At 54.9% G+C, this 9,204-nt stretch carries 12 protein-coding genes; 2 read left to right on the forward strand and 10 right to left on the reverse strand.

All coding sequences use genetic code 11. From position 1 onward, the window contains the following. Positions 1-100: IS3 family transposase (locus tag RMS03_RS11680; protein WP_405023472.1), on the forward strand; the 100-nt coding region annotated here is incomplete at its 5' end. A gap of 394 nt (positions 101-494) precedes the next feature. Here the strand turns inward: RMS03_RS11680 and pdxA are convergent. From pdxA to RMS03_RS08460, 10 genes are all read right to left on the reverse strand, one after another. Further along, positions 495-1,559 (reverse strand): 4-hydroxythreonine-4-phosphate dehydrogenase PdxA, encoded by a 1,065-nt coding sequence (gene pdxA / locus RMS03_RS08415; RefSeq protein WP_310626627.1) that lies wholly within the window; start codon positions 1,557-1,559, stop codon positions 495-497. Then, positions 1,556-2,323 carry a Nif3-like dinuclear metal center hexameric protein gene (locus tag RMS03_RS08420; protein ID WP_310626628.1) on the reverse strand — a complete coding sequence of 256 codons (768 nt, stop codon included), beginning with the start codon at positions 2,321-2,323 and terminating at the stop codon, positions 1,556-1,558. Before RMS03_RS08420 ends, pdxA begins: the two co-directional genes overlap by 4 nt. Further along, positions 2,320-3,462: a trypsin-like peptidase domain-containing protein gene (locus RMS03_RS08425; RefSeq protein WP_310626629.1), complete on the reverse strand. Its 1,143-nt coding sequence runs from the start codon at positions 3,460-3,462 to the stop codon at positions 2,320-2,322. The genes RMS03_RS08420 and RMS03_RS08425 overlap by 4 nt, the downstream gene beginning before the upstream one ends. Positions 3,463-3,480: 18 nt before the next feature. Beyond that, positions 3,481-4,251, reverse strand: a complete 771-nt coding sequence (gene tatC, locus RMS03_RS08430; RefSeq protein ID WP_310626630.1) for a twin-arginine translocase subunit TatC — start codon at positions 4,249-4,251, stop codon at positions 3,481-3,483. Beyond that, positions 4,244-4,717, reverse strand: coding sequence for a Sec-independent protein translocase protein TatB (gene tatB / locus RMS03_RS08435; RefSeq protein WP_310626631.1), 474 nt, complete (start codon positions 4,715-4,717; stop codon positions 4,244-4,246). Before tatB ends, tatC begins: the two co-directional genes overlap by 8 nt. Positions 4,718-4,736: 19 nt before the next feature. Next, a complete protein-coding gene (gene tatA / locus RMS03_RS08440) occupies positions 4,737-4,967 on the reverse strand; it encodes a Sec-independent protein translocase subunit TatA (protein WP_310626632.1) in 231 nt (76 codons plus the stop codon). A gap of 32 nt (positions 4,968-4,999) precedes the next feature. Next, a complete protein-coding gene (locus tag RMS03_RS08445) occupies positions 5,000-5,356 on the reverse strand; it encodes a histidine triad nucleotide-binding protein (RefSeq protein WP_310626633.1) in 357 nt (118 codons plus the stop codon). Positions 5,357-5,363: 7 nt separating this feature from the next. Next, complete coding sequence (locus tag RMS03_RS08450; protein ID WP_310626634.1) at positions 5,364-5,732, reverse strand: phosphoribosyl-ATP diphosphatase; 369 nt, start codon at positions 5,730-5,732, stop codon at positions 5,364-5,366. Positions 5,733-5,737: 5 nt separating this feature from the next. After that, a complete protein-coding gene (gene hisI / locus RMS03_RS08455; RefSeq protein ID WP_310626635.1) occupies positions 5,738-6,127 on the reverse strand; it encodes a phosphoribosyl-AMP cyclohydrolase in 390 nt (129 codons plus the stop codon). Between the two features lie 73 nt (positions 6,128-6,200). After that, on the reverse strand, positions 6,201-8,111 hold the full coding sequence (locus tag RMS03_RS08460; protein ID WP_310626636.1) for an FAD-dependent monooxygenase: 1,911 nt from the start codon (positions 8,109-8,111) through the stop codon (positions 6,201-6,203). 127 nt (positions 8,112-8,238) lie between these two features. On the opposite strand from RMS03_RS08460, the gene RMS03_RS08465 reads away from it, so the two are divergent. Next, positions 8,239-8,688, forward strand: a complete 450-nt coding sequence (locus tag RMS03_RS08465; RefSeq protein ID WP_310626637.1) for a MarR family transcriptional regulator — start codon at positions 8,239-8,241, stop codon at positions 8,686-8,688. Positions 8,689-9,204: the final 516 nt, after the last annotated feature.

The raw sequence follows: 9,204 nt of genomic DNA on the forward strand, positions 1-9,204 counted from the left end.
GTTCTACAACCACCGCAGAATTCACTCTACATTGGGCTATGTCAGCCCGATGCAGTTTGAGAAAAGCTGGAACGCGGCACAGCTATTGAAGGCCGCATAATTGACCAGCTAAGAGGTACGTCCAACAGGGGCAGGTTCATCATGGCCGTATTTATACCGACCATATTGGTATTCATTGCCCAGTGGGGAGTTGATCGTTACTTTGGTTATGGTTATGCGATGCCCCATAGTTGGCAGAACGCGGTGGCTTGGATAATCGGCGCAGTACTCGTGTGGCTCTTGGGGTCGAACTTAGAACAAGTGCCGGGTAAAACCTTAATTGATCCAGCTACTGGCAACAACTCAAATCCAAACACACCTTGTTGTGGATTCCCATCTTAATGATCAAGCAAATTAACTGGCTCAAAGGTGATGCCCCAGCTGAACCCTCTGCACCGAAAGAAGAAGTTTTGTTGTTGCGTGATATCCGCGACAGTTTGAAAAAATAAGCAGGGCTAGTGGCTCATGGCTCGCGCCATGGCCACAGCTGCTAGCAGACTTGAGGCATCGGTCTTGGCTGTCCCAGCCACGTCAAACGCAGTGCCGTGGTCAGGACTGGTGCGCACCAAGGGCAAGCCCAGCGTTACATTCACCCCCTGCTCCAAGCCCAAATACTTCACAGGGATCAAGCCTTGGTCGTGGTACATGGCAACCACCACATCGAACTCACCGGGCTGCCCGTTTTTGGCACGGGCGCGCATGAACACGGTGTCAGGGGCAAACGGGCCGCTCACATGCAGACCTTGCGCACGCGCTTGTTGCAACGCGGGGATGATGATGTCGAGCTCTTCTCGGCCCATTAATCCGCCCTCGCCTGCATGTGGGTTCAGCCCCGCTACAGCCATGTGTGGCGCGCGGCCAGTCGCGGCCAACTCTGCGGCATGGGTGATGTGCAGGGTTTGCAAAATGTTCTCGAGGGTCACCGCCTCAATCGCTTGGCGCAGCGACACATGGATGCTGACCAACACCGTCTTCAGCTCAGGGTTGGCCAACATCATGCGCACAGGCATGTCCTCGACCGCGACACTGGCATGCGCTGCCGCACAGGCTTGCAGCATTTCGGTATGCCCCGGAAATGGCACCCCGGCTGCAAACAAGGCCTCTTTGTGCACAGGTGCGGTCACCATCGCCGACACCTCGCCACGCAACGCAGCGTTCGCGGCCCACACCACGCAGTCGGCGGCCAGTCTGCCCGCGGCGGCGCTGATGCGCCCCCATGCAGGCAACTCAGCAACAGCGAAGGGTTGTGTCACTTGCAAGACGGGAATGATGAATGGCGCTTCGACTTGTGCAGTTTCTTGCACATCGCTCACCTGCTGCACCTGCATTCGGGGTGCGTGATAGTCACACTGGGCCACGAGCAATGCCGCACGCTGCATCACGGCCATATCGCCCACCACCACACACCCTTGCATTTGCTCGGGCACGTCACGGAAAGCTTTGACGATGATTTCTGGCCCGATACCCGCAGCATCGCCCTGCGTGATGAGCATGGGCTTGGCGTGTTCAGTCATGCTCATGCAGGGTTGTCAATGTCAATGAACTGATGCGTCAAGCCCAACTGCGCCGCCACATGGGCTGCTGCTGCGGGCGCGCCATAGCGCTCTGTGGCGTGATGGCCGCAGGCCAAAAAGGCCACACCCGTTTCACGCGCCAAATGCGCTTGAGGCTCAGAAATCTCACCCGTCATGAAGGCATCCACGCCCGCCGCAATCGCCGCTTCAAAATAACTTTGCGCACCGCCCGTGCACCAAGCTACTTTGCGAATTTCACGCTCAGGCGTTTGCACCACCACAGGCTCACGGCCCAAGGCGTGCGACACGACCGCAGCCAAGACTTGCGCATTGGCAAAGGTTTGCCCATCGGCACGTTCGCCCCACAAACCCAAATCTTGCTCGCCAAACACGCCTTGCACTTGCAGGCCCATCCGTTTGCCTAGCTGTGCGTTGTTCCCCACCACGGGGTGCGCATCTAAGGGCAAGTGGTAGGCCAGCAAATTGATGTTATGTGCCAGCAGCAATTGCAGGCGCTGCTTCATCCAGCCCGTCACCGTGCCGTCTTGGCCGCGCCAGAACAAACCGTGGTGGACAAAAATAGCATCGGCCTTGGCCTCAATCGCAGCCTCAATCAACGCACGGCTCGCGGTCACACCAGAGACGATGTAGCGCACAGACGCCGCCCCCTCAACTTGCAACCCATTCGGCCCGTAATCTTTGAAGCGCGAGGGTTGTAACAAATCGTCGCAGGCACTCAACACAGCTTGGCGCGTGACAACTTGACTCATCGTGTCACCTTGGTTTTGGGGCGCTGCGCGGGTGTGACGTCCAAGCTCAAGGGCTGATTGCGCCGAATCACATCCACCTTCACACGCTCGCCGGGCGGCAATGCCGCAATTCGCGTCAGCAATTCACCGACATTTTTCACAGGCCGTCCCGCGACGTTGAGCAACAAATCGCCAGGGCGCAACCCTGCATTGGCAGCAGGCCCGTTTTGCAGCACGCCCGTGATCACCACGCCCTCGGTCTGCTTCAATCCAAACGCCGCGGCCAACTCAGGCGTCAGCTCGCTCGGCTCCACCCCCACCCAGCCGCGCGTGACTTGACCATCACGCACCAACCCCTCCAACACTTGACGCGCGGTGGACACGGGAATGGCAAACCCAATCCCCATGTTGCCGCCGGAGCGTGAGTAGATGGCTGTATTGATGCCCAGCAAACTGCCGTTCACATCCACCAACGCGCCCCCCGAATTACCGGGGTTGATGGCGGCATCGGTTTGGATGAAGTTTTCAAAAGTGTTAATCCCCAATTGGTTACGACCCAAGGCAGACACGATGCCACTCGTCACCGTTTGCCCCACACCAAAGGGGTTGCCAATGGCCAACACACGGTCCCCCACCTGTGCGGTGTCGGAGTTACCCAAAGTGATCACAGGCAAGCGATCTAGCTTGATGCGTAAAACGGCCAAATCCGTGTCGGGGTCCGTCCCCATCACCTGTGCCGTCGCGTGGCGACTGTCACTCAAGGTGACTTCAATTTCTTGCGCGCCGTCAATCACGTGGTTGTTGGTCAGAATGTAGCCCTCAGGGCTCACGATCACGCCACTGCCCAAGCCTTGCTGTGGCAACTCATCTTCTCTATCCCCGTAGAAGAAACGAAACCAAGGTTCATTTTGAAGATCTGGCTTGGTCGCCTTCGATTGCATCGTCGCAATACTCACCACCGCAGGTGAGGCCAAACGCGCGGCAGAACTCAAGCTCCCGGGCATTGTGACACCAGTGGCATTCGGCGCTGCCTCAAGCAGCGTCAGGCCAGACAACGATGCGGGACGGTTGACACACTCAGGCTTCAAAGTCACCAGGACAAACCAAATCGCCACCAGTACCGTGACGACTTGTGAGAACAACAACCAGTGGCGTTTCATGGGTTGTTTGCGCAGCGCTTATTCGGCGTCTGGCGCTTGCGTGTGTTCGATGAACAGTTGCGCAGCCCAAATGCCAATCTCGTACAAGATGCACATGGGAATGGCCAGCGCCAGCTGCGACACCACATCAGGTGGCGTCACGATGGCGGCGATGATGAAGGCCAACACAATGAAATAAGAACGGAAATCTTTGAGCTTTTGAATCGACACCACATTCATGCGCGCCAGCACGATCACCACGATAGGCACTTCAAACGCCAAGCCAAAAGCCACAAACATGGTCAGCACAAAACTCAAATAAGCCTCAATGTCTGGTGCCGCCGTGATGCTTTTAGGCGCAAAACTTTGGATGAACTTGAACACTTGACCAAACACAAAGAAGTAACAAAACGCCACCCCAATCATGAACAAAACCGTGCTCGACACCACTAAGGGCAGCACCAACTTCTTTTCGTGCGCATAAAGCCCAGGCGCAATGAACGCCCACACCTGATGCAGCACCACAGGCAGTGCCAGCAAAAATGCCGTCATCAACAAAATCTTGAGTGGCACCAAGAACGGTGAAATCACAGACGTTGCAATCAAATGCGCACCCACGGGCAACTGCGCCACCAAAGGCGCAGCCAGCAAGTCGTACAACTCCGCGGGGCCGGGGTAAATGGCCAAAATTGCGCTTGCCATCAACACAGCAATGGAGGCCTTGACCAACCGGTCACGCAACTCAATCAAGTGCTGCACAAACGGCTGCTCAGTACCAGCCAACTCGTCATTGGAAGGGATCTCAGACATGTTCAGAACGCTTTACAGGGCGAAAACGCGCCACACGAGCGGCGCCAGACAACGCCTTGGTGCGCACACCTTGACGGGCTTTGTACCAATGCGGTGTTGCACCGCGCTTGAGACGCCACTTCTTACCCGGGTTTTGATACGTGGGTGGCAAAGGTGCCAGCGATTCGTCATGCGCTAACGACAAGCCTGCCGTGGTCTCGGCCCAGTCTTTTTCAAAATCGCTCGCTGCGGTATGTACCGACTGCTCCACATCGCGTGCGGCCGTCTCCATCGTTTCCTTCATCTTCTTGAGCTCTTCCAGCTCCATCGTGCGGTTGACCTCCGCCTTCACATCCGCGACGTAACGCTTGGCTTTGCCAATCATCGTCCCCAACGTGCGGGCTACGCTAGGCAACCGCTCTGGCCCGATGACGACCAGTGCCACCGCACTCACCACCGCAATTTTGGAAAAATCGAGATCAAACAAAGCAAGCAATCATCAACAATTAAGACTTGTTCTTAACTTCAACGTCAATGGTGTTTTTGTCGGCAGACACAGCGGCAGCAGGCGTTGTTGGCTTGTCTTCGGGCGATGCGCCACCGTCCTTCATGCCGTCCTTAAAACCCTTCACGGCACCGCCCAAATCAGAGCCCAAGTTCTTGAGCTTCTTGGTACCGAACACCATGATGACGATCAACAACACGATCAGCCAATGCCAAATAGAAAACGAACCCATGTGAAACTCCTAATTAATTCAACCGATTCTAATCAGCCACGCAGCCAAGGGCGTGGACCACCCATGACATGCCAGTGCATGTGATGGACTTCCTGCCCACCCTCAGCGCCCGTATTTGTCACAATGCGAAAGCCCCCTTCGGGGTAAGGTCTTGCACCTTCTTGGAACGCCAGCCTAGGCGCCAACAACATCATGCGACCCAGCAAGCCTTCATGCTCTGTCGTGGCATGCGCCACCGAGGGAATGTGCAGCTTGGGGATGATCAAGAAATGCACAGGTGCCCAAGGGTTGATGTCGTGGAACGCAAATACCTCCTCGTCCTCGTAGACCTTGCGTGAAGGGATTTTGCCCGCGATGATTTTGCAAAAAATGCAGTTGTCGTCTGTCATACCGCCCTCACTCGCCCGTCGCTTCGCGGGCTTGCGCTTTGCGCAACGCTTTTTCTTCCAACCCACTCAAGCCTTCACGGCGCGCCAGCTCGTCCACCACATCAGAGGGCTTCAAGCCATAGTGGGCCAAAGCAATCATGCTGTGAAACCACAGGTCGGCCACTTCGTACACCAGCTTCGTTGGGTCACCGCCGTGGTCCACGTCTTTGGCGGCCATCACCGTTTCGGTGGCTTCTTCGCCAATCTTCTTCAAAAAAGCGTCTGGGCCTTTGTGCAGCAAGCGCGAGACGTAGCTCTTCTCGGGGTCGCCACCATTGGCGGGCTTGCGGCTTTCAATCACGTCGGCCAGACGTTGCAGGGTATCGTTTGAACTCATCGTGTTCACTTGTAAATGGATTCGGGGTCTTTCAGCACAGGCTCGCAAGCGTGCCATGCTTCACCTTCAAGGCGCTGGTAAAAACAGCTATGGCGGCCAGTATGGCAGGCAATGCCAGGCTCGTGCCCTTCTTGCGCCACCTTGAGCAACACCACATCGTTGTCGCAGTCCATGCGAATGTCATGCACCGTTTGCACATGGCCCGACTCCTCGCCCTTGAACCACAGCTTGTTGCGTGAGCGGCTGAAATACACCGCACGCTTCAACTCAGCCGTTTTTTGCAGCGCCTCGCGGTTCATCCACGCAAACATCAGCACATCGCCGCTGTCTTTTTCTTGGGCAATCACGGGCACCAGCCCTTTGTCGTCCCATTTGATGCTGTCTAGCCAATTCATAGGGGGTGATCTTAAGGCAAGCAACAGTTACGTAAGTTACGTGAGTTTTGCCGCTTGCTTCAATGGCAGAAATCTATAGCAGGATGCCCACAAAGAAAGCCCACAACTCGTCAAAGCCTTCTAATGGCAAGACATGCGCCACGTATTGATCGGGCCGCACCACGACCATGCAGCCTTTGTCACGGTTGATGCCGCGCATATCGAAGATATCGCCAGCGCTTTTGTGATTAACACAGAACACTTTTTCGTGATCTTGCAAACCTAGTTTTCCAGTCTTGGGTTTCAGCAAAGACGGCATGTTCTCGTACGCGAGTTGCTCAAAGGTTTGCTGGAACACCGCACGAAAGTCAATCACGGCATCGATGTCTTCGCCGTGGCGTGTGTGCTTGACGATCGGAGAGCTGGGGTGGGTTTCCAACCAGTTCGCGAGTTTGTGGATGGCGGAGCCCGAGTCAGAGCTATCGGACTGACCAGCGAAGGCGTAGATACGCCAGCGTGCGTCCGCTTGCGCCACATGACCCAGTTGCATTTGCTTGGCATCCGACAGACGCACCACGGGTGCGGAGTGAAAGCGACGTCCAATTTCTTCACCGCGCGCAAGCGCTTGGTGGACGCTGGTAGCGAAGAGATAAGAGGTGTCGTATTTCACGGCGGTGCCCCCCGTGAACTCCAAGTTCTCTTTGAATTGGCGAATGATGCGCGGCTCTTCGCTGCCGTCTCGCTCTGCCTGCGTGGTCGGTGCGGACATCACGCGTGACCATTTGTGGTCCGTCTCCACCAGTCGCTTAGCCTCGGTCAATCGCTCTTCGGAGTAGGTACGCAAGAGGCTGGCATCCGATCGTCCTTGCAGGACATGCACCAATTTCCAACCGAGGTTGAAGGTGTCTTGCATCGACACATTCATGCCCTGCCCCGCCTTGGGCGAGTGGGTATGACAAGCGTCGCCTGCTGTGAAGACGCGGGGGTTACGGTTCTCGCCCTCGGGCACGTCATCAAATCTGTCCGTGATGCTATGGCCAATATCGTAGATAGACCACCACACCACTTCTTTCACATCAATCGTGTAGGGCTTGATGATGCGGTTGGCCGCCGCAATCATGTCATCTTGGGTGAGTTTGCGTTGGGCTGCTTTTTCGTCAGGCCGAAGTTTGTCAAGCTCAACATACATGCGAAACACATAGCCACCCTCACGAGGAAGGATCAACACATTGCCTTCACTGGCAGAAGAGATCAAGCATTTTTGACGCACATCAGGGAAATCGGTGTTCGCAAGAATATCCATGACGCCCCAAGCTTGATGCGCGGCATCACCGTGCAATTCACCACCGATGGATTTACGCACAGCGGAATGCGCACCATCGCAACCGACGGCGTAATTAGCACGTATGGTGCGTGTTGCCCACCAGTTCACGCCGGTGGCGTCTTTCAACGTCACTGTCACGGGATGGTCATCGGTGGTAGGGTCAATCGTCAAACTCACCACCTCCCACCCATAGTCGGGTTCCAGTCGCGAGGGTGAATTTTTCATAACTTCCAAAAACAACTCATGCAGTCGCGCCTGATTAATCAGGATGTGCGGCATTTCCGAGCTGTCGTCAGCCACGTCTTGCACTCGACCGACGCGTTTGATGTGCTCAGGTTTTTTCGGGTCGGGCATCCAGAAAGCGGTTTGGTTGACCCAGTAGGTTTCGCGTTTGACCTTGTCCGCGAACCCAAAGGCCTGAAACATTTCCATGGTGCGCGTGTTGATGCCATCCGCTTTGCCTTTGATGATGTTGCTGGACATGCGCTCAACGATCATCGTTTCAATTTCTGGGAACTGCGCTAACTGCGCTGCAAGGCACAAACCAGCAGGGCCAGCGCCTGAAATCAGTACATCTACTTTTTCGGGAAGCGGTTCGTTGATGCTACGGTTACGTCGGTTGGGCGCGGCTTCTTTGATATCGGGATTGCCACCTCTGAATCCATTTTTATAGAACTGCATCTCTTGTCTCCAAAAAAAGTTTGAACATCACCGAAACATCGGCACGGCTAAATAATAACTGTACTTATCAATATCCGTCAACATGGTATGTATGATTACTATTTTGACTTTCAAAAGGAATGCAGACATGTCCGTACTCGACATGGCGGGGCATCTGATACGCCGTCTCCACCAACAATCCACGCAAATTTTTGTTCAACGCACACAAGCAGCTGGGTTTGACCTCACACCTATTCAGTATGCAGCCCTAGAGGCCATTTACGAAAATCCAAGCATTGACCAAGCACGTGTCGCAGAAATGATTGGTTATGACCGGGCAACCATTGGTGGCGTGATAGAGCGACTAGAAAAAAAGGGCTGGATACGTCGTCTCGTCAGTGAACAAGACCGTCGAGCACGTCAGTTGTCCTTGACAGCAAAAGGCAACAAAATTCGAATGGCGTTAGAGCCCATCGTTGAAGATTTACAAAAAGACATCCTCCAACCCCTGAGCGATGCCGATCAAAAGTTCTTTATCAATTTGGCCCGCCAGATTATCTTGCTGAGTGACGCCACGGCAGCGGGCACCTTGCTTTGAAACAGTACAACACATGAGTGCTGAATCAGGGCGCGCACAATGCCTCGCGTAAGAAAGCCGCTTGTGAGGGAGGCCAAAAGCTTGCATCGGACAACGCACTTAGCATGATGTTCACTTAGTGCGTGACGTTTGAGCGAAGCGATGACGGCAGGAGGCCAAGTTTAGGGAGGCAAAAAACACCTACCCCCGCCAGACTGGCCCTAGTAGCCTGCTGTTGGTGTTCCGCTTGAACGAGGGGTTAAGCCCCACCGTACTTCTTCGTGAACGCTTCTTCGGACATGAGCAGGAAGCCTATCGCTTCTACGAAGGCAATAATTGTTGGGATGAATGTCCAGCAGAACAGGCGATACAGATGGATCCTACTAGAAAGAATGCGGCGGATTCAAGGACGAAGTGCAACACGCTTTAACGAGGCATGGAATACCTCGTGAGGTGTCTTGAATCCTAGTCGCTTTCTGGGGCGGTGATTCAATCGATTTTCAATCATAGTCAATTCCTCATCCGTCACGGTTTCCA

It is taken from the genome of Limnohabitans sp. (assembly GCF_031538885.1).
Classification (GTDB): Bacteria; Pseudomonadota; Gammaproteobacteria; order Burkholderiales; family Burkholderiaceae_C; genus Limnohabitans.

Bases quoted from the DNA above. Each gene is read 5' to 3' on its own strand.
- hisI (WP_310626635.1), bottom strand. From the start codon at position 6,127: ATGAATTGGCTAGACAGCATCAAATGGGACGACAAAGGGCTGGTGCCC.
- RMS03_RS08445 (WP_310626633.1), bottom strand. From the start codon at position 5,356: ATGACAGACGACAACTGCATTTTTTGCAAAATCATCGCGGGCAAAATC.
- RMS03_RS08420 (WP_310626628.1), bottom strand. From the start codon at position 2,323: ATGAGTCAAGTTGTCACGCGCCAAGCTGTGTTGAGTGCCTGCGACGAT.
- RMS03_RS08425 (WP_310626629.1), bottom strand. From the start codon at position 3,462: ATGAAACGCCACTGGTTGTTGTTCTCACAAGTCGTCACGGTACTGGTG.
- tatC (WP_310626630.1), bottom strand. From the start codon at position 4,251: ATGTCTGAGATCCCTTCCAATGACGAGTTGGCTGGTACTGAGCAGCCG.
- pdxA (WP_310626627.1), bottom strand. From the start codon at position 1,559: ATGAGCATGACTGAACACGCCAAGCCCATGCTCATCACGCAGGGCGAT.
- tatA (WP_310626632.1), bottom strand. From the start codon at position 4,967: ATGGGTTCGTTTTCTATTTGGCATTGGCTGATCGTGTTGTTGATCGTC.
- RMS03_RS08450 (WP_310626634.1), bottom strand. From the start codon at position 5,732: ATGAGTTCAAACGATACCCTGCAACGTCTGGCCGACGTGATTGAAAGC.
- RMS03_RS08460 (WP_310626636.1), bottom strand. From the start codon at position 8,111: ATGCAGTTCTATAAAAATGGATTCAGAGGTGGCAATCCCGATATCAAA.
- RMS03_RS08465 (WP_310626637.1), top strand. From the start codon at position 8,239: ATGTCCGTACTCGACATGGCGGGGCATCTGATACGCCGTCTCCACCAA.